The 24801-nt window shown below is 34.7% G+C and carries 23 protein-coding genes and 1 riboswitch; of the genes, 10 read left to right on the forward strand and 13 right to left on the reverse strand.

Annotated features, from left to right (window positions below; all coding sequences use genetic code 11):
• Nucleotides 1-27: 27 nt before the first annotated feature.
• A complete protein-coding gene (locus tag ACXX80_RS03695) occupies nucleotides 28-894 on the reverse strand; it encodes a DMT family transporter (RefSeq protein WP_458552069.1) in 867 nt (288 codons plus the stop codon).
• A 109-nt stretch (nucleotides 895-1003) separates the two neighbouring features.
• Here ACXX80_RS03695 and ACXX80_RS03700 point away from each other — a divergent pair, with 109 nt between their 5' ends.
• Nucleotides 1004-1381, forward strand: a complete 378-nt coding sequence (locus ACXX80_RS03700; protein WP_417990564.1) for a heavy-metal-associated domain-containing protein — start codon at nucleotides 1004-1006, stop codon at nucleotides 1379-1381.
• Between the two features lie 63 nt (nucleotides 1382-1444).
• Here ACXX80_RS03700 and gldD read toward each other — a convergent pair whose 3' ends face one another.
• The 4 genes from gldD to mutY are packed head-to-tail and all read right to left on the reverse strand — an operon-like array spanning nucleotide 1445 to nucleotide 4856.
• Nucleotides 1445-2008, reverse strand: coding sequence for a gliding motility lipoprotein GldD (gene gldD, locus ACXX80_RS03705; RefSeq protein ID WP_458552071.1), 564 nt, complete (start codon nucleotides 2006-2008; stop codon nucleotides 1445-1447).
• A 6-nt stretch (nucleotides 2009-2014) separates the two neighbouring features.
• Nucleotides 2015-3310: a gliding motility-associated protein GldE gene (locus ACXX80_RS03710; RefSeq protein ID WP_458552072.1), complete on the reverse strand. Its 1296-nt coding sequence runs from the start codon at nucleotides 3308-3310 to the stop codon at nucleotides 2015-2017.
• Between the two features lie 23 nt (nucleotides 3311-3333).
• A complete protein-coding gene (locus tag ACXX80_RS03715; RefSeq protein ID WP_315209334.1) occupies nucleotides 3334-3774 on the reverse strand; it encodes a single-stranded DNA-binding protein in 441 nt (146 codons plus the stop codon).
• A gap of 44 nt (nucleotides 3775-3818) precedes the next feature.
• Nucleotides 3819-4856 (reverse strand): A/G-specific adenine glycosylase, encoded by a 1038-nt coding sequence (gene mutY, locus ACXX80_RS03720; protein ID WP_458552073.1) that lies wholly within the window; start codon nucleotides 4854-4856, stop codon nucleotides 3819-3821.
• A 133-nt stretch (nucleotides 4857-4989) separates the two neighbouring features.
• Between mutY and ACXX80_RS03725 the strand changes: the two genes are divergently transcribed.
• Nucleotides 4990-5280, forward strand: a complete 291-nt coding sequence (locus ACXX80_RS03725) for an HU family DNA-binding protein (RefSeq protein WP_066080765.1) — start codon at nucleotides 4990-4992, stop codon at nucleotides 5278-5280.
• A 315-nt stretch (nucleotides 5281-5595) separates the two neighbouring features.
• Nucleotides 5596-7140 carry an Rne/Rng family ribonuclease gene (locus ACXX80_RS03730; RefSeq protein WP_113634220.1) on the forward strand — a complete coding sequence of 515 codons (1545 nt, stop codon included), beginning with the start codon at nucleotides 5596-5598 and terminating at the stop codon, nucleotides 7138-7140.
• A gap of 193 nt (nucleotides 7141-7333) precedes the next feature.
• Here the strand turns inward: ACXX80_RS03730 and ACXX80_RS03735 are convergent, their stop codons facing one another.
• The gene (locus ACXX80_RS03735) at nucleotides 7334-7777 is read right to left on the reverse strand and encodes a nucleoside deaminase (RefSeq protein WP_113634079.1); all 444 of its coding nucleotides are present in this window, start codon (nucleotides 7775-7777) and stop codon (nucleotides 7334-7336) included.
• Between the two features lie 59 nt (nucleotides 7778-7836).
• Here ACXX80_RS03735 and ACXX80_RS03740 point away from each other — a divergent pair, with 59 nt between their 5' ends.
• Genes ACXX80_RS03740 through ACXX80_RS03750 form a run of 3 tightly spaced genes read left to right on the forward strand, consistent with a single transcriptional unit; the run spans nucleotide 7837 to nucleotide 11702 of the window.
• On the forward strand, nucleotides 7837-8814 hold the full coding sequence (locus tag ACXX80_RS03740; protein WP_458552074.1) for an energy transducer TonB: 978 nt from the start codon (nucleotides 7837-7839) through the stop codon (nucleotides 8812-8814).
• Nucleotides 8815-8847: 33 nt separating this feature from the next.
• Complete coding sequence (locus tag ACXX80_RS03745) at nucleotides 8848-10629, forward strand: 1-deoxy-D-xylulose-5-phosphate synthase (RefSeq protein WP_458552075.1); 1782 nt, start codon at nucleotides 8848-8850, stop codon at nucleotides 10627-10629.
• Between the two features lie 38 nt (nucleotides 10630-10667).
• Nucleotides 10668-11702 carry a DUF3078 domain-containing protein gene (locus ACXX80_RS03750; protein ID WP_458552076.1) on the forward strand — a complete coding sequence of 345 codons (1035 nt, stop codon included), beginning with the start codon at nucleotides 10668-10670 and terminating at the stop codon, nucleotides 11700-11702.
• Nucleotides 11703-11705: 3 nt separating this feature from the next.
• Here ACXX80_RS03750 and ACXX80_RS03755 read toward each other — a convergent pair whose 3' ends face one another.
• On the reverse strand, nucleotides 11706-13052 hold the full coding sequence (locus ACXX80_RS03755) for a deoxyguanosinetriphosphate triphosphohydrolase (protein ID WP_458552078.1): 1347 nt from the start codon (nucleotides 13050-13052) through the stop codon (nucleotides 11706-11708).
• 211 nt (nucleotides 13053-13263) lie between these two features.
• A riboswitch (cobalamin riboswitch) is annotated at nucleotides 13264-13457 on the forward strand.
• Between the two features lie 187 nt (nucleotides 13458-13644).
• Between ACXX80_RS03755 and metE the strand changes: the two genes are divergently transcribed.
• Complete coding sequence (gene metE / locus ACXX80_RS03760; RefSeq protein WP_458552079.1) at nucleotides 13645-15969, forward strand: 5-methyltetrahydropteroyltriglutamate--homocysteine S-methyltransferase; 2325 nt, start codon at nucleotides 13645-13647, stop codon at nucleotides 15967-15969.
• A 64-nt stretch (nucleotides 15970-16033) separates the two neighbouring features.
• On the opposite strand, the gene ACXX80_RS03765 is transcribed toward metE, so the two are convergent.
• The 4 genes from ACXX80_RS03765 to ACXX80_RS03780 all read right to left on the reverse strand — a co-directional run bounded on the left by ACXX80_RS03765 (nucleotide 16034) and on the right by ACXX80_RS03780 (nucleotide 21224).
• The gene (locus ACXX80_RS03765) at nucleotides 16034-16525 is read right to left on the reverse strand and encodes an RDD family protein (RefSeq protein WP_458552081.1); all 492 of its coding nucleotides are present in this window, start codon (nucleotides 16523-16525) and stop codon (nucleotides 16034-16036) included.
• A gap of 175 nt (nucleotides 16526-16700) precedes the next feature.
• Nucleotides 16701-19115 carry a ribonucleoside-diphosphate reductase subunit alpha gene (locus ACXX80_RS03770; protein WP_458552082.1) on the reverse strand — a complete coding sequence of 805 codons (2415 nt, stop codon included), beginning with the start codon at nucleotides 19113-19115 and terminating at the stop codon, nucleotides 16701-16703.
• Between the two features lie 302 nt (nucleotides 19116-19417).
• Nucleotides 19418-20395 (reverse strand): ribonucleotide-diphosphate reductase subunit beta, encoded by a 978-nt coding sequence (locus ACXX80_RS03775; RefSeq protein ID WP_417979958.1) that lies wholly within the window; start codon nucleotides 20393-20395, stop codon nucleotides 19418-19420.
• A gap of 253 nt (nucleotides 20396-20648) precedes the next feature.
• Nucleotides 20649-21224: a DUF3109 family protein gene (locus tag ACXX80_RS03780; RefSeq protein WP_458552083.1), complete on the reverse strand. Its 576-nt coding sequence runs from the start codon at nucleotides 21222-21224 to the stop codon at nucleotides 20649-20651.
• Nucleotides 21225-21494: 270 nt separating this feature from the next.
• On the opposite strand from ACXX80_RS03780, the gene ACXX80_RS03785 reads away from it, so the two are divergent.
• From ACXX80_RS03785 to ACXX80_RS03795, 3 genes are all read left to right on the forward strand, one after another.
• Complete coding sequence (locus ACXX80_RS03785; protein WP_417950694.1) at nucleotides 21495-22073, forward strand: MarC family protein; 579 nt, start codon at nucleotides 21495-21497, stop codon at nucleotides 22071-22073.
• A gap of 118 nt (nucleotides 22074-22191) precedes the next feature.
• Nucleotides 22192-22395, forward strand: a complete 204-nt coding sequence (locus ACXX80_RS03790; protein WP_099714232.1) for a hypothetical protein — start codon at nucleotides 22192-22194, stop codon at nucleotides 22393-22395.
• A gap of 2 nt (nucleotides 22396-22397) precedes the next feature.
• On the forward strand, nucleotides 22398-23003 hold the full coding sequence (locus ACXX80_RS03795; protein WP_458552085.1) for an FAD-dependent oxidoreductase: 606 nt from the start codon (nucleotides 22398-22400) through the stop codon (nucleotides 23001-23003).
• A gap of 15 nt (nucleotides 23004-23018) precedes the next feature.
• On the opposite strand, the gene ACXX80_RS03800 is transcribed toward ACXX80_RS03795, so the two are convergent.
• On the reverse strand, nucleotides 23019-23201 hold the full coding sequence (locus ACXX80_RS03800; RefSeq protein ID WP_458552086.1) for a hypothetical protein: 183 nt from the start codon (nucleotides 23199-23201) through the stop codon (nucleotides 23019-23021).
• Between the two features lie 18 nt (nucleotides 23202-23219).
• Nucleotides 23220-24794 carry a S41 family peptidase gene (locus ACXX80_RS03805; protein WP_458552087.1) on the reverse strand — a complete coding sequence of 525 codons (1575 nt, stop codon included), beginning with the start codon at nucleotides 24792-24794 and terminating at the stop codon, nucleotides 23220-23222.
• Between the last annotated feature and the right edge of the window lie 7 nt (nucleotides 24795-24801).

Genomic DNA, 24801 nt, shown 5'->3' on the forward strand with positions numbered 1-24801 from the left:
TAAATTTTTCAAACTAAACACTGAATACTACTTCTTAGCCGATAAATACACTCCGATTAAAATAATGAAAGCCCCAAAAAACTGAACTGGCGTCAGCATTTCATTGTCTAATAATCCCCAACAGAAAGCAACTACGGGAATCAAATATGTCACTGAAGTTGCAAAAACCGGTGAAGACATTTGGATTAGTTTAAAAAATAAAATATTCGCAATTCCGGTTCCTACAACCCCAAGAACCATTATAAACAAAACCGACTCCTGAACTTTCACATCCTGAACCACTTCAAAGAAACCGGAGAAAAACAAGATTATAAATGCTGGAAAAAACAACACCATAAAGTTCCCTGTCGTAATGCTCAACGGACTCAAATCGTGTAAATATTTCTTGATTAAATTCACATTGACGGCATAACATATTGACGCTATTAAAACTAAAAAAGCATAATAATAATTTTGTTCCGGATGATGAATAGCACCATTCAAAATCAACAAAGCACTTCCTATTAAACCAATTAAAATTCCAAAAATCTGATTTTTTTTGAATTGCAATCCAAAAACCAAAGCTCCTAAAATCAATGTATTCAAAGGAGTCAGAGAATTCAAAATAGAACTCACAGAACTATCAATTTCGGTTTGGGCAATAGCAAACAAATACGCTGGTATAAATGTCCCAAACAGAGAAGTTAAAGCAATGTATTTCCATTTGTACATCGGAATTTTAGACAAGCTTTTAAATCCTATCAACAATAAAAAAATAGCTGCAAAAATAATTCGCAACGATCCCAATTGTAAAGCTGTTAAACCAATAAGCCCTTTTTTTATTAATATAAATGAACTTCCCCAAACTAAGGCAAGAACCATCAAGTATACCCATTTTAACTGCTTCGATTCCATAAAGATAATTTTACCCCAAAATTGTAATTATTTTATGAATTAGTCCTTCTTTTTTTAATTAATTTTGCAGTTCAGAAACACGCTTTTAATCTTTAAAATTTATATGATAATGAATTTCAAAAAATCAATCGTAACGCTAGTACTCACAAGTGTTTTATTTGTAGGCTGTAAAGAAAAAGAAACGAATTTAGTTTCAAAAGAAACTGCTGAAACAGCATCTCCAAAAGTTAAAAAGGAAATTGCTGCCGCTAATCTTCAAACAGCGAGTTTCTCTGTAGAAGGAATGACATGTGCTGTAGGTTGTGCCAAAACGATTCAAGAAGATTTGACCGGACTGGATGGCGTTCAAAAAGCAACGGTAGATTTTGATACAAAATTAGCCACCGTAACGTTTGACAAAACGGTTCAAACTCCAGAAAAATTGACTAAAGTTGTTGAAGCCGCTGCAGATGGTAAAACATACAAAGTTTCGAATATGAAGTCGTAATTCAGACTTTTAAATTGTATAAAAAAAGCATTCGTTACTGGCGAATGCTTTTTTTGTGAAATATTATTTCCATTTCAAGGTTTCCATCAATCGCTGCATGTCATTTTTGATATAACTCGCGGCCGGCATAATAGAATCATAATTGGGTTTTGCATAAAAGTAAACGGAACCCGTCACAAAATGCTTCGTGCTGTCCGTAGCATAAAACTGTGAATTTGTAGCCGCATTTCCTTCAACCTGATAAAACATACCGTACACTTTTTTATCGGGATTCAAATAAGGCTGTTCCAGAATATCATCTGCTTTTATCACGTGTTCATAAGTCAGTTTTTGCGCATCACGCAACAGTTCATTAATGTTTTTCGTGACTGGCTTATAGGTTAGATAAATAGTCGCTTTCATTTTTGGATACGTAATCGTAAAACCACAATTCGTCTCTTTTTTGATAATAGCATCTGAATTCATTTCAAAAGCAAAAGGACATTCGTTCTCAAAATTTACATATTTGGCCTCAGGATAATCCAATCGCAAATAGCTTGATGGCTTTGGTATAACATCGTCTTTACAACTAAAACTCAACAATGATGTTATTACTATTCCTGAAAAAGCGATTATTTTTTTTAACATTTTTACTTATTCAATTGTTACTTTTATTTGCTTCACCCTTTTTTGGTCCACTGCTTCTATTGTAAACAGGCAGTTTTCGAATGAAATTTTTTGATTTTTTTTCGGAAAATTTCCCAAAATTTCAAGAATAAAACCAGCCAGTGTTTCGGCTTCCCCTTTTTTGACTTCGAATAATTCTTCATCAACATCAATAATTCGATAAAAATCCTTGAGGTTTATTTTTCCTTCAAAAAGGTAATTTCTATCGTCAATTTGGGAAAAATTAATGTTTTCGTCGTCAAATTCATCACTGATATCACCGACAATTTCTTCAATAACGTCTTCCAAAGATACCAACCCGGAAGTTCCTCCATATTCATCGACCACAATCGCGAGATGACTTTTCATGCTCTGAAAGTCTTTCAGTAAATTGTCCAGTTTTTTATTTTCCGGAACAAAGAAAGGTTCTCGTAACAACGATTTCCAGTCAAATTCATTTGTATTAATATGCGGCAGCAAATCTTTGACATACAAAACGCCTTCAATCTGATCTATATTGTCCCGATAAACCGGAATTCTGGAATATCCTTTTTCAATGATTTTGGGGCAAATAACAGAAAAGGATTCGTCTATTTCTAAAGCAAAAATATCTATTCTGGGACTCATCACTTGTCTTGTATCGGTATTTCCAAAGCTTACAATGCCTTCTAATATTTTTTGTTCTTCGGTAGAAGTTTCATCCGAAGCGGTCAATTCTAAGGCTTGTGATAATTGGTCAACGGAGAAATTTGATTTTTGCTTTCCTAATTTATTGTGCAAATAAATCGTGGCAGCGCGCATAGGCAAACTTATTGGCGAAAGCAATTTATCGAGAAAAGCAATTGGATATACAATCAGTTTGGCAAACTTTGTATTATTTCTGCTGGCATATACTTTTGGCAAGACCTGACCGAATAACAAAATTAAAAAGGTTGCAGTCACTACTTCCAGAATAAATTTTAAAAGTGGCGCTGTTACAGCAGAAAAAATAGTTTTCCCAACAACGGAAAACAATAATACTATGGAAATATTGATAAAATTATTAGCAACAAGAAGAGTTGCCACGAGCTTTTTTGGTTTTTCTAAAAGTTCCGAAATAATTTTTCCTTTGGAATTATTTTCTTGTATCGTTTCGTCGATGTCTTTTTGTGACAACGAAAACAAGGCTACTTCAGCACCTGAGATTAATGCGGAACAAAACAACAAAATGGCAATTCCTATAAAGCCAAATACTACATTAGCATCAATAGCATAAGAAAAAAATAAACTGGGCTCTGGGTCCAAATTAGTCAAGATTAATTAAACAATCAAAATGGCAAGTCATTAATAGGCAGGACATTATTTTCCGGGTCAAAATTAGTGTTTTTAGGAACATCAGCTGCAGGAATTTGTTTGTTGTTTTCACTGTCTTTTTTTGTTGTAAGAAAAGTGAATTCCGTTACCTGAATTTCAGTGGTGTGTTTTGTACTTCCATCCTCTGATTGCCATTGACGGGACTTAATGCGTCCTTCCACATATATTTTATCTCCTTTAGAAAGGTATTTTTCACAAAGTTCAGCCGCTTTATTACGTACTACCAAATTATGCCACTCCGTAGAAGTGATTTTTTCGTTGGTAGTTTTGTTGATATAGACTTCGTTTGTTGCCAGCTGAAATCTTCCTATACAATTGCCTCCATCAAAATAATGCATTTTGATGTCGTCACCAAGAAAACCAATTAGCATAACCTTATTTAATGTTCCGTTCATTTTAGAATTTGGTATTTTATCAAAGATACATTTTTTTAGAAACTCTATAAATCCTTTTCAATAAAATTATGAATCACAATTGGGAACGGAAAAGTCTTCAAAGTTTCAGCATCAATTCCGTTTTCAATAGTTCCTTTTATTTTTACTTTCCAAAACTTGATGTGTAAATGCTGGTGTGACAGCTTATGAATAATACTTTTCTCGTTGTATTCTAACATACTTACGATGGTATTATCCTTAAAATAATCCGCTTGAACAGCTTCGCTAACACAATCAAAATCTTCCTCTTTTTCAGTTTCCATCAAAGGAAATTCATATAAGTTGTGCCAAATCCCTTTGTCCGTTCTTTTCTGGATTATAGTATTGTTATTTTCATCTGCTGCGACCATATAATTAAAGTATCGGTTTCTAACTTTTAGTTTTTTGGATTTTATAGGCAACTGATCAACTTTATTTTTTTGCAAAGCAGCGCAACTTTCGTTGAAAACACAAATACCGCAATTCGGACTTTTAGGAACGCATTGCAAAGCACCAAACTCCATAATGGCTTGATTGAACGTTGCCGGGTTGTCTTTTGGCATCAGTTCGAAAGCTAAAGCAGCGAATTCTTTTTTGGCGGAAGCTTGAGCAATATCCGTATCGATATCAAAATAACGCGACAAAACACGGAATACATTTCCATCAACCACAGGAACGGCTTCATTATAAGAGAAAGAAGCAATGGCCGCTGCAGTATATTCTCCTACACCTTTTAATTTCAATAAGTCATTATAAGTCCCCGGAAAGATTCCCGATAAATCAAAAGCGATATGCTGTGCTGTTTTATGCAAATTTCTAGCTCTGGAATAATATCCCAGTCCTTGCCAAAGTTTCAAAACTTGCTCTTCATTGGCTTTAGCCAAATCAAAAACAGTAGGAAAAGCGGTTGTAAAAGATAAAAAATAAGGCATTCCTTGTGCAACACGCGTTTGTTGTAACATGATTTCAGAGAGCCAAATGGGGTACGGATTGGTAGTATTTCGCCAAGGTAAATCACGTTTATTTTGTAAATACCATTGTATTAGCGAGTTAGAAAAAATCATGTTTTAATTATTTGTTAGCAAAAGTAAAAGTTTATGTGATTAAAATTTAATGAATTAGCTTGAATAATTGTTTTTTAAATTCCTATATTTGCAAACTCAAAAAAATAGTACAACATTATAAATAGGAAAGAAAATGACGAAAGCAGATATCGTAGCAAAAATTTCAGAAAAATTAGGTCTTGAAAAAGGAGATGTACAGGCAACTGTAGAGACCTTTATGAATGAAGTAAAAAATTCATTAGAAACTGGAGACAATGTTTATTTAAGAGGTTTTGGAAGTTTTATAGTGAAGACTAGAGCTGAGAAAACAGGAAGAAATATTTCTAAGAATACAACAATAAAAATTCCTGCACACAACATTCCTGCATTCAAACCTGCAAAAGTTTTTGTAGAAGGAGTGAAAACAAATAACGAAGCAAAATAACAATATTAATTAATCATAAAATCTACAAGATATGCCAAGTGGTAAAAAAAGAAAGAGACATAAGGTAGCAACGCACAAACGCAAGAAAAGAGCGAGAGCTAACCGTCACAAGAAGAAAAAGTAGTTTTAAACTACTTTTTTCTTTTTAAACGTTCATTGAAATTGAAAATTAGTAATCAGCATTTCGTTTTTAGTATCCATTCAACTGCGAACTTAACACTGCAAACTGCCAGCTAATTTTCCCCGGGTTCAATACCTGTTAAAATATTGTTTAATCCATTTGTTCGCCTTGGCGAATAGATAAAAATGTACAGCGTGAATAAAGAATTAATCATTAGATCTAGTTCTGAAGCCGTAGATTTTGCCTTATTAAAAGATGGAAAACTAATTGAATTACACAAAGAAGAAGAAAAAAGCAACTTCCAGGTTGGTGATATTTTTATTGCCAAAATCAGGAAACCAGTTGCCGGACTTAACGCTGCTTTTGTAAATGTAGGCTTCGAAAAAGATGCCTTTTTACATTATCATGATTTAGGACCTAATTTAGCTTCCCAACTGAAATTCATAAAACTTGTAAGCGCAGGTAAATTAAAAGATTTCTCCCTAAAAAACTTTCAGTTTGAAAAAGAAATAGACAAAGATGGTACCATTACTGATGTTTTGAGTTCCAATCAATCTGTTTTAGTACAAGTCGTCAAAGAACCTATATCTACAAAAGGACCTAGAATTAGCGCTGAGCTTTCTCTTGCCGGAAGATTTATAGTTTTGGTTCCGTTTTCTGACCGCGTTTCTATTTCACAAAAAATAGAAGACAAAAAAGAGAAAGAACGCTTGAAACGATTAGTACAATCCATCAAACCAAAAGGATTTGGTGTTATTGTTCGCACAGTAGCCGAAGGCAAAAATACAGCCGAATTAGAAAAAGATTTGCAGAACCTGCTCAGCAGATGGACTGCAATGTGTAAAAAATTACCAACTGCTCATCATCCGTCCAAAGTATTAGGAGAACTCAACAGAGCTTCTTCGATATTAAGAGACGTTTTCAACGATACCTTCAGTGGTATTCAGATAGATGACGAAGAGTTGTACAACCAAACAAAGGATTATTTGCAAGAAATTGCACCATCCAAACAATCAATTGTTAAGTTTTATCAATCAAAAGACACACCTATTTTTGAGAAATACAACATAGAGAGACAAATCAAAACTTCTTTTGGAAAAACAGTATCCATGAGTAAAGGTGCGTATCTTATTATCGAACATACTGAAGCTTTGCACGTTATAGACGTAAACAGTGGAAACCGTTCTAATAAAGCCACCAACCAGGAAGATACCGCCATGGAAGTCAATATGATTGCTGCTGCCGAAATCGCAAGACAATTACGTCTTCGGGATATGGGCGGAATCATCGTAGTTGATTTTATCGATATGTCAAATCCTGAAAATCGTAAAGTGTTGTTCGATTTCTTGAAAGAAGAAATGAGCGATGATAAAGCTAAACACAAGATCTTACCTCCAAGCAAATTTGGATTAGTTCAAATTACAAGACAAAGAGTAAGACCTGAAGTAAATATTAAAACTAGAGAAGAAGATCCAAACAATGAAAGCGGCGAAATTGAAGCGCCAATTCAAATCATTGATAAAATTGCTTTTGATTTAGAAAGAGTATTAAAAAACCACAAAGATGTTGTGCTTAATGTACATCCTTTTGTGGCCGCATACCTTACCAAAGGTTTTCCATCATTACGTTCAAAATGGTTTCTTGAACATAAAAAATGGGTGAAAATTATACCTCGTGATGCTTACACGTATTTAGAATATCATTTCTACGACAAAAAAGAAAATGCTGTCATAGAATAAATCACAAACCGCCTTTCGTGAGATTGGCGGTTTTTTTGTGCGTCATTGCGAGATTTTTCGAAGCAATCTGTAATTTATAATTTATTTATTTTTATGAGCTATTTCCAGCTATCCGTTACAATCTTTTCTTTTTTTAAGAAAAAAAAGAAAAGGATTTCCACTGCTATCTGGGCTAGGGCATTCGTTCACAACATCACTTCCTTCTCTCGACAAAAAATCGCTTCATCAACTCAGAAGCTTCATTTGCCAAAACACCTTTCACAACCGTAGTTTTAGGATGCAATTGCGTTCCCATTTTTACAAAACCCCTATTTTCATCGCTGGCTCCATACACAATTTTCGAAATCTGACTCCAGTATAAAGCGCCGGCGCACATCTGGCAAGGTTCCAGTGTGACGTACAGTGTACAACCTATTAAATATTTCCCGCCAAGGTAATTCGCAGCAGCAGTAATAGATTGCATTTCGGCGTGGGCCGTAACGTCATGCAGTAATTCGGTTAAATTATGACTTCGAGCAATAACTTTATTATCAATGACAATTAGCGCTCCAACAGGAATTTCGCCTTTTTCAAAAGCCATTTCGGCTTCCTGCAAAGCTTTTTTCATGAAATATTCGTCGGTAAATGGGTTTATCATACAGCAAAAGTAAGGATTTGAAATAATTTTCGTTAGTTTTATAATCAGAAACGTAAAGTATGGTAAGGAAATATAAAATCACAATTTCAGAACCTTGTCAAGAGGATTGGAACAAAATGACTCCAAATGACCAAGGTCGTTTTTGTATGAGTTGCGCTAAAACTGTTGTAGATTTCACTGCAATGTTACCTGAAGAAGTGCAGCATTTTTTCATCCAAAATCAAAATCAGAATATCTGTGGTAGAATGAGAAAATCGCAATTAGATTCGATTACCATTCAAATCCCGAGTCGTGCACTTTATATTCAAACTCAGTATCACAAAATGTTTTTGTTAGCATTGTTTATCACAATGGGAACCACTTTGTTTAGTTGTGCCGATAAAAATGGAAACAAACAAAAAATTGATAAAGTAGAGATTATTAAGGATACAACTGAAATCAAAACCATGACAGTTGGAATGTTATTACCTCAAAAATCAAATGACTCTTTACACCAAGTCGTACTACCGCCACCACCAAAAATTAATCAGTTGAAATTTAAACAACCGAAAACTATTAAATGTGGAGAGGTAAAATATAAAAAAGAAGAAAAAACTATAAATGAAACTAATGACATATACGAAGATAATACTGTATATGGTGGCATGGGAATTAGCGTATATCCAGATTTTAAAGGGGGTGTTTCTAAGTTTTATTCTTTTATTAAAGACAATTTCAAAGTCCCTAAAAATGATAAAAATTTACAAGGTGAAATTATCGCTTCTTTTAGTATTGAAAAAGATGGAAATTTAAAAGAAGTTAAAATTATTAAAGAACTAGGAGTTACAAGTAGTGAGGAATTATCTAGAGTTTTAAAATCATCTCCAAAATGGTATCCTGGAGAAGAGAATGGTAAAAAAAGAAATTGTGAATTTCAATTATCACTTACAATTGTACCAGACACCATTAAAAAGTCTTTTTTTAGGACCAAAATTATAATGAAAGTTGACACTTTACAAATTAAACGAATTACCAAGTACGAAAACGACATGTTCTAACATTAAAAATGTAATTTTGTTTTTTTGCAAATAATGAAAAATAGCCTTCTCTCTACTATAAATAACCCAACCGATTTACGCTTGCTTGACGAAGCGCAACTTCCTCAAGTTGCCCAAGAATTACGCGATTTTATTATCGACATTGTGGCTGTAAAAGAAGGTCATCTTGGCGCAAGCTTAGGAGTCATCGAATTGACAATTGCCTTGCATTATGTTTTTGACACACCAAACGATTTATTGATTTGGGACGTAGGTCATCAAGCATACGGCCATAAAATACTGACCGGTAGAAGAGAAAATTTTCATACCAATCGTCAACTCGGCGGTATTTCCGGTTTCCCAAAAAGAAGTGAGAGTATTTACGATGCTTTTGGCGTAGGACACTCCTCTACTTCTATTTCGGCAGCCTTAGGAATGGCAATAGCTTCTAATTTGAAAGGCGATTTTAACAAACAACACATTGCGGTGATTGGAGACGCATCGATCGCTTCAGGAATGGCTTTTGAAGGACTAAATCACGCCGGAGTTACTGATGCTAATTTACTGGTGATTCTAAATGATAATGCTATCGGGATTGATCCAAGTGTAGGTGCTTTGAAACAATACCTCACTGCCGTAAAAGAAGGAAAAAATCCGAGGCAAAACAACATGATTAAATCATTGAATTTTGATTATTCAGGACCTATTGATGGTCATGATATTTTTGCCGTTATTAAAGAACTGAAACGTTTACAAAAAATAAAAGGGCCTAAATTCCTTCACATCATTACCACAAAAGGAAAAGGTCTTCAACAAGCCGAAGAGGATCAAGTAAAATACCATGCTCCTGGGAAATTTGACGCTTTAACAGGAGAAATTCACATTAAATCCGAAGAAAATTTACCTCCAAAATATCAGGATGTTTTTGGCTTAACCGTATTGGATTTGGCTAAAAGCAACGAAAAAATAATAGGAATCACACCTGCTATGCCGTCAGGAAGTTCGCTGAAATTTATGATGGATGCCTTTCCAAAACGTGCTTTTGACGTGGGAATCGCAGAACAGCACGCGGTAACTTTAGCCGCCGGAATGGCAACACAAGGAATGGTAGTTTATTGCAATATTTACTCGACATTTTTACAAAGAGCATACGACCAAATAATCCACGATGTGGCGCTACAAAATCTTCCAGTAATTTTTTGTTTGGACAGAGCAGGTTTAGTGGGAGAAGACGGAGCAACGCATCACGGTGTTTTCGATTTGGCTTATTTGCGTTGCATTCCTAACATGATTATTCATGCCCCAATAAATGAAATAGCGTTGCAAAATATTTTATATACTGCTCAATTAGGATTAAATCACCCTATAGCCATTCGCTATCCGAGAGGTCGCGGAGTCATTCAAGATTGGCAAACGAAACATCTTAGAAACTATGAAAAAATAGCAATTGGAAAAAGTATTTGCATAAAACAAGGTTCAAAAGTAGCCGTTTTATCCAATGGAACTATTGGCAACAACGTCTCTTTGGCTATAGCCAAAATAAAACATCCAGAAAATATTGCGCTTTATGATTTTTCATTTGTTAAACCGTTAGACGAAAATGCATTGCTCACTATTTTTACAGAATTCGCAACAATAATTACTATAGAAGACGGAACTGTAAAAGGCGGTTTTGGAAGTGCAATTCTCGAGTTTGCCTCAGAAAATAATTATACCTCAAAAATTACTGTTTTGGGTATTCCTGATGAGTTTATTGAACATGGAACTGTAGCTGAATTACAACAATATTGCAAAATTGACGTTAAAAGTCTTGAAATACTTTTTTCGAGTTATTAAAATAATTATTTTGCAACCTTAAACACAACTAGCCCAAAATGAAATTATTAACCTACACTTTCCTTTTACTAACATTTACAATCTCATTCAATTGTTTCTCTCAAGAAGTAAGAATCACACCGTTATCTGACACACTTAGACCAATAACAACGCTATCAACAGCAAATAGACCGCTGAAAGTAGCACTGAAAATTCAAACCTTGACACATTACCTTCCGTTATCCTATTGGAGCAAAAAAAACAGTTTAGGCTTTGACATCTCTGAAGTTGCCTTTGTTAACTGGAGTGCCGGAGGAACAAGTTCGATTTCAGGATTGTTTAAAGGAAAATTTCATCGAGTTTATGCCCGTAGTAATTACAACTGGTCAAATGAGTTAATCGTTAAATATGGCTTGAATAAACAAGACGGAATTGATATACGAAAAACAGAAGACGCAATACAATTAAACTCTACATTTGGCTATAGAAGAGATACTCTTTCAAATTGGTATCATTCGGCTAAATTCAATTTTAATACGCAATTCACAAACGGTTACGCCTATCCAAATACTGAAAAAGCAATCTCAAAACCCTTTGCACCTGCCTATATATTTATGGGTGTAGGCGCTGAAAATATCGATAAGGATAAAAAAAGAACATTTTACATCTCTCCGTTTACATTTAAAACTACCTTAGTTTTAGATCAAAAATTAGCAAATCAAGGTGCTTTTGGAGTTGCTAAAGCCACCTACGACTTGGATGGAAATCTGCTTACCGAAGGAGAAAGATCAAAAATGGAACTTGGATTCTTAGTTACCAATAAATACAAAAAAGAAATCTTCAAAAACATTAATCTGGAAAATCGTTTAAGCTTATATTCTGATTACATAAACCGTTTTGGAAATATAGATGTAGATTGCGACTTTCTAGTAGAGCTTGTGGTAAATCAATATGTGAAAGCAAATATTGGAGCCCATGTTATTTATGATGATGATATCAAATCTAAAAGAGAAATCGAAGGAATACAAGTAACAGAAGGCCCAAAAACACAAGTACGACAAGCCATTGGTGTTGGAATCGAATATATATTCTAAAAATTAATTCTTCTTTCTGCCATTAATAGTTTCAAACAATTCAAGTGCATTCCCGTCAGTCAAAAGCGATACATAATGACAAATGTGAAGTAATCTTCCATAAAGATTCTCTTTTTCCAAATGGTGTTTCTCAGGCAACATTTTCAGAATCAAAGAGTCGTAATTAGAAGCAGTTCCGTTGAATTTATTATTGAAAGCCGTTATGAATTTATCCAACAAAGTTTGAATAATTTGATAACCAACAATTTCTTTCTCGATGACTTCTCGGCTTTGATAAATGTTTTTAACACTGATTTTGATAATATCATCCATCTGTGCTTTGTACTTACTTTTATCCATGATAGCAAACGGGAATTTACCATCCATAATTAATGCTTCATTTTCGATAAAAACTTTCACTGCATCATTGATCAAACTACCAATTGCCAAAGCACGCAAATAACTTATTCGGTCTTCTTTGGTTTCTAAAGTCTTGTATTTTGAAGTATCAATGCTGTCTTTCACCAATTTTATCAAATATTCCAACGCAAAATCTTCGGAAACTAATCCTAAATTAATACCGTCTTCAAAATCAATAATGGTATAACAAATATCATCTGCAGCTTCGACTAAATATGCCAAAGGATGCCTTTCGAAACCAATATTGTCTCCCGATTTATTTGGAATCAAACCCATATCAGAAGCCACGTCTTGAAAAAAGTTTTTTTCAGTTTGAAAGAAACCATATTTTTTATCGGCTATGTCTTTTGTTGGTTTTTTAGGTAAACTTTCTTTTGGATATTTCATGAAAGCTCCTAGAGTTGCATACGAAATTCGAAGTCCACCTTCAATTCCGGGACGACTGGCCGTCAGTACCGAAAAACCATTCGCATTTCCTTCAAAATCAATTAAATCCTGCCATTCTTTTGACGTAAGCTGGTCTTTGTATTGTTGCCCTTTTCCAATGGAGAAATATTCGCCAATTGCTTTTTCACCGGAATGTCCAAAAGGTGGATTCCCAATATCGTGCGCCAAAGATGCCGCAGCAACTATAGCCCCAAAATCATTCATATGATAGCCATGAACTTCTTTCAGATGTGGATATTTTTCGATGATTTTTTTTCCTACCAATCGTCCTAAAGAACGCCCAACAACCGAAACTTCTAAACTGTGCGTCAATCTAGTATGCACAAAATCAGTTTTTGACAAGGGAATAACTTGTGTTTTATCCTGCAAACTTCTAAAAGCGGACGAGAAAATAATACGGTCATAATCAACTTCAAAACCCAAGCGGGTGTCGTCTTGTTCTACACGCAATCTTTTGCCTTTGTCGCCTTGTCGTCTTAGTGATAAAAGTTGTTCCCAGTTCATGATTTCTTTTTAAAATTTCTTTCCAAAGATAGAAGAAATAGACACATTATCAAGTGAAATAAAGTCAGGTATGGCTTTATTTATATGAAAAATATAAAGTATCTCATCCTATTAATACAATATCCTAAAAATAACAAATTAACAAACCTATCGAAAAAAACTTCAAAGGATTAGTGTTACTTTTGTACCGAATTTAAGTTCTTAATTTATTTCTTCATCAACCGATAAGGGTTTTACTTAACTGTAGATTAATAGGGAATCGTGTGTAAATCACGAACTGTCGCGCAACTGTAAGTAACACAAAAAGTTTTTATCTGAAAAAAGATCCACTGTATGCCAATGGCAAATGGGAAGGATGATAAAAATGTTACAAGTCAGGAGACCTGCCTTTTATCGAATTGACAATGCTTTCGCGATTTGAAGCAATAGTCAGGTATGGTGCGTTTTGAACACAATGAGCATGACTATTTATGCCTTATTGTGCATTTCTCTTTTGCAACGTATTCTCCTTTCTACTTTTCATTTCTAACGAGCATTCTGAAATGCATCAAGAGCTTTTAATTGATTTATTCATCATTTAAAAAGCAACAAAATGCTAACAAACAATCTTGGCTACCCGCGAATTGGTAGCAACAGAGAATTAAAAAAAGCCTGTGAATCGTACTGGGCAGGAAAAATTTCAGTAGACGAACTTTTGGCTGTAGGCGCAACTATCCGCAAGGAAAACTGGCAATTACAAGTCGAGGCTGGAATCGATTTAATCCCCTCTAACGACTTTTCGTTTTACGATCAAGTACTGGATTTATCACTCACATTAGGTGTTATTCCAAAGCGCTATCAAGAATTAGCAAAAACTAACTCCACTATCGATTTGTATTTTGCCATGGCAAGAGGTTCACAAAAAGATGGACAAGATGTCGTTGCTATGGAAATGACAAAATGGTTTGACACCAATTACCATTATATCGTACCCGAATTCACAAAAGATCAAGAATTCAAGTTATTCTCCGAAAAATTAATCAACGAGTTCAAAGAAGCCAATGCCTTAGGAATCCCAACAAAACCAGTTCTAATAGGTCCCGTTACTTATTTACTTCTTGGAAAAGAAAAGGAAACAGGTTTCCATAGAATTGATCTTATCGAAAAATTACTTCCAGTATATTTTGAAATTCTTCAAAAACTGGAGAATGAAAAAGTAGAGTGGATTCAATTTGACGAACCATTTTTAGCTTTGAATCTAACTGATAAAGAAAGAAGTGCCATCACTTATGTGTATACCGAAATCAATAAACGTTTCCCTAAAATCAAATTGATTCTTGCTAATTATTTTGATTGTTTTGGCGAAAATCTTGACACTGTTCTCGCCTTACCTGTTCATACGTTGCATTTAGACTTGGTGCGTTGTCATTCTCAATTGGATGACATTCTGGAATCAGGACAATTATCAGCCAATGTAAATCTTTCGCTTGGTGTTGTAGATGGAAGAAATATCTGGAAAAATGATTTCAAAAAATCTTTAGCTCTTATCAAAAAAGCAACAGACACACTTGGCGAAAACAGAATTCTAATTGCGCCATCGTGCTCTCTTATTCACTCGCCGTGTGATTTGGAATTAGAAACCAACAACGCAACACTAACTCCTGAAATTAAGCAATGGCTAGCTTTCGCCAAACAAAAAACAGAGGAAATAGTACTGCTTAAATATTTTGCTTCAAATGAAATAGATATCAGTAATTCTATCCGTTTTAAAGAAAACACGATTGCCAATGAAAACCGAAAAACATCAAAATTAATCCATAACGATGCGGTAAAAAATCGTGTTGCCAGCATTACAACCGGCGATGACCAAAGACAAAATCCATTTTCCATTCGTAGAGAAAAACAAATAGATGTATTGAATCTTCCTTTGTTTCCAACGACAACTATTGGTTCTTTCCCTCAAACTGCCGAAGTGCGCAGCTGGAGAGCAAAGTTTAAAAAAGGCGTATTAAATCAACAGCAATACGATGATTTACTCCAAAAAGAAACCGAAGAAACAATTCGCTTTCAAGAAGAAACTGGCATTGATGTTTTGGTTCATGGAGAATTTGAACGCAATGACATGGTGGAATATTTTGGAGAGCAACTCGATGGATTTACGTTTACCAAAAATGGCTGGGTACAAAGTTACGGCAGCCGTTGTGTGAAACCCCCAGTTATTTATGGCGATGTTTCGCGTCCAAATCCAATGACTGTAAAATGGTCTGCTTTTGCACAATCGCTTACACCAAAATGGGTAAAAGGAATGCTAACTGGCCCCGTAACTATTTTGCAATGGTCCTTTGTCCGTAACGATCAACCGCGTTCAGAAACCTGTACTCAAATTGCATTGGCGATTAGAGACGAAGTTGTTGATTTAGAAAATGCAGGAATTAAGATCATCCAAATTGATGAACCTGCTATTCGAGAAGGATTACCTTTACGTAAAGAAGAATGGGCAACCTATTTGGATTGGGCGGTAAAAGCGTTTAGAATTTCGGCAAGTGGCGTAAAAGATGACACCCAGATTCATACGCACATGTGTTACAGCGAATTCAACGATATCATCCAGAATATTGCCGACATGGATGCCGATGTGATCACCATAGAATGTTCGCGTTCGCAAATGGAATTACTGGATGCTTTCGCAGATTTCAATTATCCAAACGAAATAGGACCTGGCGTATATGATATTCACTCGCCTCGTGTACCTTCCAGTACCGAAATGGTGAAATTATTAGAAAAAGCTTCTGCAGTGATTCCTGTTCACCAACTTTGGGTAAACCCAGATTGTGGTTTAAAAACCCGCCATTGGGACGAAACCAAAAAGGCTTTAATCGAAATGGTAGCCGCTGCTCAAGAAATGAGAATTACAGTAAATAACATTGTAACGGTATAATTCAATTGAAAAAACCCAGTAGATTTAAAAATCTATTGGGTTTATTTTTAGAAAAAAAATAATATCAAACTACGATTTCATCAGATGGATCAAGGAATTTCTTTTTGGCAACAAACTCATGCTTTTTCACCACATACGTAACCGATAATGTATCGTGCCATCCTCGCTCAGCAATTAAAAATGAAAAAGGCTCAAAAGGAATTAATCTAGAAAGTGTTCGTATAATAATGCTTTTCATATTGGGTCTTGAACCATCATACTTTACAACCATTGTTTTCGTGAAATACTTCCCGAAGGTTCTGGAGAAATATATTTCAGTCAATCCGTAGTAAAAAAAGAGTAAAACTAATCCAAAAAAGAAACTTTCAACTGCGCTTAATGAGGAAACCCAATTTGACGCTGTATCACTTCGAGTCAAATCTCCAATTAAAATTATGGTCGTACCAATAGTGATTTCAATAATATAGATAATCAACACATCGATTATAAAATTCAGCAGACGTTGGCTTTTGGAAGCTAATAAATCATCTGTAACAGTAAATTTTTTATTTTCCATGATAGTGATTTTATAATGATAACTATCTCAAATATAATGAATTATTCTTATAGTTTTAATTCAAATATTCATTGTTTAACATTTAGATTAGCTGCTATTTCGGTATAAATTAATAAAAAACAAAAAAGAGCATTTGACAGTTCAAATGCTCTTTTAATTTTAAATTCTGAAATCTTTAACTCCCACACATTTCACATTCGTCTGGACCAGCATTTTTAGACAATTCTAGCATCGCTCTGTATTCATCGGCAGTCATTTCTACTGCTTCTGCAACTGCAGGAACAGCGATTGATTGCTCTTTGATTTCGATAGGCTCTGCTTTTTTATCATTATTCAGTGTAAATTTAATCGCATCCACCGCAGCTTTTGTTCTTAAATAATACATTCCTGTTTTCAATCCGGATTGCCAAGCGTAGAAATGCATCGATGTCAATTTAGAATAATTGGCATTTTGCATAAATAAGTTCAACGATTGTGATTGATCGACAAAATAACCACGCTGACGTGACATATCGATAATGTCTTTCATAGACATTTCCCAGACGGTTTTGTACAATTCTTTCAAGTCTTGCGGAATATTAAGCGCTTGGACTGAACCGTTATTACGCATTAATTCTTGTTTCAAGTTCTCGTTCCACAAACCGCGCTCCACTAAATCGTGCAATAAGTGTTTGTTTACCACAATAAATTCGCCCGAAAGTACTCTTCTCGTGTAAATATTAGAAGTATATGGTTCGAATGCTTCGTTGTTACCCAAGATTTGAGAAGTCGAAGCTGTTGGCATTGGAGCTACTAACAATGAGTTTCTCACTCCGTGTTCCATTACTTCTTTTCTCAATGAAGTCCAGTCCCAACGTCCTGATAATTCCTCATCTTTCAATCCCCAAAGGTTATATTGAAATTCTCCTTGTGAAATTGGCGAACCTTCAAAACTAGAATAAGGACCTTCTTCTTTGGCCATTTCCATTGATGCGGTTACGGCTGCAAAATATAAGGTTTCAAAAATTTCCTGATTCAGTTTTTTCGCCTCGTCGCTAGTAAACGGCAAACGCAACATGATGAAAGCATCCGCTAATCCTTGCACTCCAAGACCAATTGGTCTGTGGCGTTTATTAGAATTTTCTCCTTCTATCACCGGATAATAATTCCTGTCAATTACTTTATTTAAGTTTCTGGTTACTCGTTTGGTAACGGTATACAACAATTCATGATTGAATTTTTTGTTTTCCACAAACATTGGCAACGAAAGTGAAGCCAGGTTACAAACTGCAATTTCATCTTTAGAAGTGAATTCCATAATCTCAGTACACAAATTCGAAGAACGAATGGTACCCAGATTTTTTTGGTTTGATTTTCTGTTGGCTGCATCTTTGTACAACATGTAAGGAGTTCCCGTTTCAATTTGCGATTCCAGGATTTTCTCCCACAATTCATGCGCTTTGATGGTTTTTCTACCTTTTCCACGTTTCTCGTAATCAATGTACATTGCTTCAAATTCTTCTCCATACACATCATACAATCCCGGACATTCATTAGGACACATCAATGTCCAATAACTGTCTTCCTGCACACGTTTCATGAACAAATCCGAAGTCCACATGGCAAAGAACAAATCTCTAGCACGCATTTCTTCTTTTCCAGTATTCTTTTTCAAGTCTAGGAATTCAAAGATATCCGCATGCCAAGTTTCGATATAAATAGCAAAACTTCCTTTACGTTTTCCTCCACCTTGATCTACATATCTTGCGGTATCATTGAAAACTCTTAACATCGGAACAATTCCGTTAGACGTTCCGTTTGTTCCACGAATATAAGAACCAGTCGCTCTTACATTGTGAATAGAAAGCCCAATTCCACCCGCTGATTGCGAGATTTTAGCCGTTTGTTTCAACGTGTCATAAATCCCGTCAATACTATCGTCTTGCATCGCTAAAAGGAAACAAGAAGACATTTGAGGTTTTGGCGTACCTGCATTGAACAATGTAGGGGTTGCATGCGTAAAGAACTTTTTCGACATTAAGTCGTAAGTTTCAATCACCGATTTCAAATCGTCTAAGTGAATTCCAACAGAAACACGCATCAACATGTGTTGCGGACGCTCCACGATTTTACCGTTTATTTTTAGCAAATACGATCTTTCTAAGGTTTTAAAACCAAAATAATCGTAGTTGAAATCTCTGTTATATATAATATGGGAATCTAAAAATTCCGCGTTTTCCATAATCACTTTATGCACTTCCTCAGAAAGTAACGGTGCGTATTGACCGTTTCTTGGGTTTACATAATTGAACATATCATTCATCGTTTCCGAAAATGATTTTTTAGTATTCGAATGTAAATTTGAGATTGCAATACGAGCAGCTAACTGTGCATAATCCGGATGCGCAATAGTCATTGACGCAGCAGTTTCGGCAGCAAGATTATCCAACTCCGATGTCGACACACCATCATAAAGTCCTTCAATTACGCGCATTGCCACTTTCACGGCATCAACCAAATCATTCAAACCATAACATAGTTTTTTAATTCTATCCGTGATTTTGTCGAACATTACCGGCTCTTTGTGGCCATCTCTCTTAATTACATACATACTTTTGTTTGTTTTTTTTAAAACAGAAAATCCCTTCACTGTTTTTCGTTATTTGTAAATTATACTGAACTTATTTCAGCATCTTTTTTTGGAGCTATTCCAGCTATCCATTGCAATCTTTTTATTTTTTAAAGAAAAAAAATAAAAAGGATTTTCATTACTATCTGGGCTAATCAGCATCTGAAACATAAAAAAATCAGTAAATCATTTAAGATTTAAAAAATTAAAATGTTTCTTTAACACCAACACTTTTAGATAAATTAAAAGTTGATAAACCTTAATTCCTTACTGGTTTAAAAAAATCAAAAATCAGCGTCAAAAGATATTTTCTGAGCATCTTCATCGGTATTCATAACACCTGCTTTTTGATATTCGGCTACTTTCTTTTCAAAGAAGTTTGTTTTTCCTTGAAGTGAAATCATATCCATAAAATCAAACGGATTTGTAGTATTGTATTCTCTGTCGCAACCTAATTCAACCAATAATCTATCAGCAACAAATTCTAAATATTGCGTCATCAACACCGCATTCATTCCTATTAAACTTACAGGTAGCGATTCAGTGATAAATTCTCTTTCAATATTCAAAGCGTCCACAATAATACTTCTGATTCTTTCTTTTGGCACTTTGTTTACCAAGTGATGGTTGTGTAAATGCACTGCAAAATCGCAGTGAACACCTTCGTCTCGAGAAATCAATTCGTTAGAAAATGTCAATCCTGGCATTAATCCACGTTTTTTCAACCAATAAATAGAACAAAATGCTCCCGAAAAGAAAATTCCTTCGACCGCTGCAAAAGCAATCAAACGCTCTGCAAACGAATCAGATTCAATCCATTTTAATGCCCAGTCCGCTTTTTTCTTAATTGCCGGAAAAACTTCTAAAGCATTAAATAATTCATCTTTCTCAGCTTCATCTTTCACATATGTATCAATCAACAACGAATACGTTTCGCTATGAATGTTCTCCATCATAATTTGAAAACCGTAAAAGAATTTTGCTTCAGCATATTGCACTTCGTTCACAAAATTTTCAGCTAAATTCTCATTTACAATTCCGTCAGAAGCAGCAAAAAAAGCAAGAATGTGTTTAACAAAATAACGCTCATCGTCCGATAGTTTGTTATTCCAGTCATTTAAATCTTGTGACAAATCGATTTCTTCAGCAGTCCAGAAACTGGCTTCCATACTTTTATAAAATTCCCAAATATCATGGTGTTTGATTGGAAAAATCACGAAACGATTTTTATTCTCTTGTAAAATTGGTTCAAGTTGTGCCATTATAGTAGTTTGTTTTTTTTGAAATTTTAACGAAATAAATTCCGTTTTGAGAGTTACAAAGATTGCGAAATATTGATGAAATTAAAAGCCAAACTTATCCACAATAAGCCATAGTTTTTAACAAAAGGGGAAATTAAATAGATTTTTTATTCAAACCATAAAAAACTGTAAATCAGTTTATTAAAATTTAAAAAAAAGCATAAAGCACCGTAATATATAGGGTTTTAAAAATAGAAAACAAGGGTTTTTTATTCTATTTTGAATTATTTTTATGCTCCTCGGCAACTGTCTCGAGCTCCGCATACCAGTCCTCGCCAAACTTTCTAACCAACGCTTCTTTGACAAATTTATACACTGGCACTTCAAGTTCCTGACCTAAGGAACAGGCCGGATCACAAATATCCCATTTGTCATAATTAACGGCAGCAAACTCCGTGAAATCTTTCACACGAATAGGATATAAATGACAAGAAACAGGTTTTTTCCAGTCAATAACACCTTGATTATACGCTTGCTCGATTCCGCATAAAGCCGTTTTGCCGTCAAACATTACGTAAGCACAATCTTTATTGTCAATAAGTGGCGTTTCAAAATCACCATCAGTTCCTTTTGTCCAAGTTCCTTGCGCTTCAATGGCAGCAATTCCTTGTTTGCGTAAAAATGGTTTTACTTTAGGATAAATTTCTTCTAATATTTTAGTTTCCTCAACGCTCAATGGAGCTCCCGCATCGCCATCAACACAGCAAGCCCCTTTACAGGCTGACAAATTGCAAACAAAATCTTTTTCGAGTATGTCTTCTGAGACGATGGTTTTTCCTAATTGAAACATTATTTTGGGGTACTGAGATTATAAAGTACAAAGGTAGTCAAAGTAAGTTGTAATCTTTTAGATAAAAATCAACTTTAACTTTTTTAAAAACCAATGAAACAATCGACTTTTAAAGTATACTAACAAACTAATAGTAAGCAACATACAATCTCAACAAACAAAAAATCAATTGAAAATCAGTCTATAAAAAAATGCATCAGAATTGTTGTAATAAAATTTAATTTTTATCAAAAATCTACCGAAAAGTTTAACTTTGCAAACAAAAAAATTATGTTTGAAATCGATTTTAGAGAAATAATTACGGTTGGAATGGTACTTTTCGCTGTAATTGATATCGTGGGAACTATCCCTATCATTGTTGATCTAAGATCAAAACATGGACATATCGAATCCGAAAAAGCTTCGATAGTAGCCGGTATAATCATGATTGTTTTTCTTTTTGTGGGAGAGGAATTACTGAATTTAATAGGGATTGATGTAAACTCATTTGCCGTTGCCGGTTCCTTTGTATTATTCTTTCTGGCTTTGGAAATGATTTTAGGTATTCGGCTTTATCGTGATGAAGAAGCGAGTTCCGCATCTATTGTTCCTTTGGCGTTTCCTTTGATAGCCGGAGCAGGAACAATGACTACTTTACTCTCTTTACGTTCCCAGTTTTTTACCATAAATATTGTTATCGCAATAATTTTGAATATTATACTGGTATATATCGTTTTGAAATCATCCTCTAAAATTGAAAAAATACTAGGAGAAAATGGACTTGGCGTTATTAGAAAGACTTTTGGCGTAGTACTTCTTGCAATTGCTGTTAAATTATTCGCTGCGAATGTTAAAGGTTTGTTCGTCTAAAATAAATTTTCATAAATTTACCCCCTAAGATACCTTTAAAAGGTAATCTGATTTTTGAACCGACAAGTGTTTCTAAAAAAAAAATCTGTTTCTTTTATATCAAAAACAAAAATGTATTATGAAAATTTTCACTAACATCTTGGTGTTTTTAGCAATAGCGCTAATCATATTTAATGTTACTTTGTTGGATTTTAGAAATCCTTTTCAAGGAGATAGCGTAGTTGCTTTTATTGGAATTGCTGCTTCTTTCTGTGCCGTTTTGATTCTTCTGATTTTTAAAATGGCAAAAAAGATTGAAGAAAAATCAAATGACCAACTGTAATAATGTTTGATGTTCTCATAGTTGGCGGTGGCGTTTCTGGAATATCCTGCGCACTCGTTTTGGGTTCTGCAAAAAACAAATCCTTTGTCACTGACAAAAGTATTGGCGTTTTCACCCATCAAAAAGCATCATCTCTTCAAGAAGCTCTGTTTAATAATGCTTATGGAATCGCTCCAGGCAAATTAGGCTCTGAATTATTGAAGGAAAGCACGGAACATCTTTCAAAAGCTTATCCTCATATCACTCAAATTCCAGATGAAAAAGTACTGAAAATTGAAGGGCAATTTCCGGAATTCACAGTCATTACAAACAGGAATTCTTACCAAACAAAAACAATAGTCATAGGCATAGGCTCCGCAAATACTTTTGCAATTGATGGATTGATGCATTATGTAGAGCCTCATCAAAAATCCCTTCCCGAAAAACAACGAATCCAACTTAAAAATAACGACCACAAAGTCGCCGATGGAATTTATGTCATAGGAACTTTAGCAGGATGGAGAAGCCAGCTCGCCATTGCTTCAGGAAGCGGTGCCGCTGTTGCAACAGATATTCTCACCTTATGGAATAACGGCGTGCAAACTCATGCTCACGATAGTATCAGGTAGAAAAATGAATGGATCTTAATCGTTAAATTCTAAACTATTTATTATCTCGGTAATAGAATCTTGATCCAATTCAACTTTCTTTAAAATAGCTTTAATTCCTTCAATATCTTTCTTTTTCACACAAGTATCAAAATCATTATAAAGTACACTAACATACAAGCGTTCATTTACAGTCATTCCAAAATAAACATTTTTCATACTTAGTATTATTCCGGTTTATTTCTGATTCAAAACTCTTTTTATCATCGCATCTTCTTTCAATACAATCTCATAATAATAGCTTTCTCCATACAATTGTCGGGCAAATTCAGCAGTCAAATATCTTTTTACCAACGACTTGCTCTTTCCAAAATTCAAATCCAATCCGTTTCCGAAAATAAACTTTTGAAACGAATTAAAATACAAATCCGTTTCATTCATTTTAGTTTTAAATTGTTCGAAATTAAGTCCTTTAAAAGCGCTTCTGTTTTTATCTAATTGTTCGAAAACAAAATTACCCACGATTCCGGATTGCAATAAATAAGCCGTACTTTCATTTCCGTGCTCTACTTCTAAGGGTACAAAAACATCAGGAACAATTCCGCCACCGCCGTATACAATTTTACCTTTTTTAGTTTTGAATTTTAAAGTATCCGAAACTTTTATACTGTCTTTTTCATACAACTCCCCATTTCCAAAACGAGCTTCTGATTCTTTAAAATACGCATCATTTCCTTTCGAATATGGTTTTTGAATCGAGCGGCCCGTTGGCGTGTAATACCTGGCAATAGTCAATCGAACGGCTGAACCATCGGCAAAATCCATTTCTCGTTGAACCAATCCTTTTCCAAAAGAACGACGACCAACAATAGTTCCCCTATCATTATCCTGAATGGCGCCCGCTAGAATTTCACTTGCTGAAGCACTGTTTTCATTGATTAAAACAAATACGTTTCCGTTTTCAAAACTGCCTTTTGCAGTTGCAAATGTCTTGTCTATATTCCCGTTTTTATTTTTGGTAAAAACAATCAACTGCTTGTCTATCAATAATTCATCGGCAATAGCAATTGCTTCTTCCATATAACCGCCACCATTATCACGAACATCAATTACAAGTGATTTTGCACCTTGTTTTTTCAGTTTAGTTAAACCCGCCATAAACTCTCTATAGGTAGTTTCGGCAAATCTATTTATTTTTATATAGCCCGTTTTATTACTCAAAAGTAAAGCGACATCAACGCTTTTTAGAGGAATAACATCCCTTTTTATTTTTACTTTTAATTTTTTGCCTTCGGATTTTCTGTAGATAGTAAGCTCAATATCAGAACCTATTGTTCCTTTTAATTTAGAATATAGACTGTCACTTGGCAATTTTCGACCAAATAATTTTGTTTTATCAGCATACAAAATTCGATCGCCAGCTTTTATTCCAGCTTTTGCCGAAGGGCCGTTCTCAACTGGTTTTATCACCGCCACTGAATCATTGTACATGTAAAAATTTACGCCTATTCCCACGAAGTTTCCTTTCATGCTTTCTACCACTTCCAGCTGATCGCTTGGTGGAATATAAACAGAATGTGGGTCGAGTTGCGCCAGAATATTATCTACGGTAAGGTTTACAATAGAATCTGTATTGACATCATCGACATATTCATTGTCAATAAAATCAATCAGTTTATTGAGCTTGCTCCTAGAATTATTTCTGTCTGCGAAATCAACTGCATTAGGAAAATTCAACATTCCACCCAGCACAACACCCAGAGCGAGTGTTGAGAAAATAAGAATGGGCAAATATTTTACGTTATATTTCATACGAAGA

Source organism: Flavobacterium sp. GNP002 (assembly GCF_054343795.1).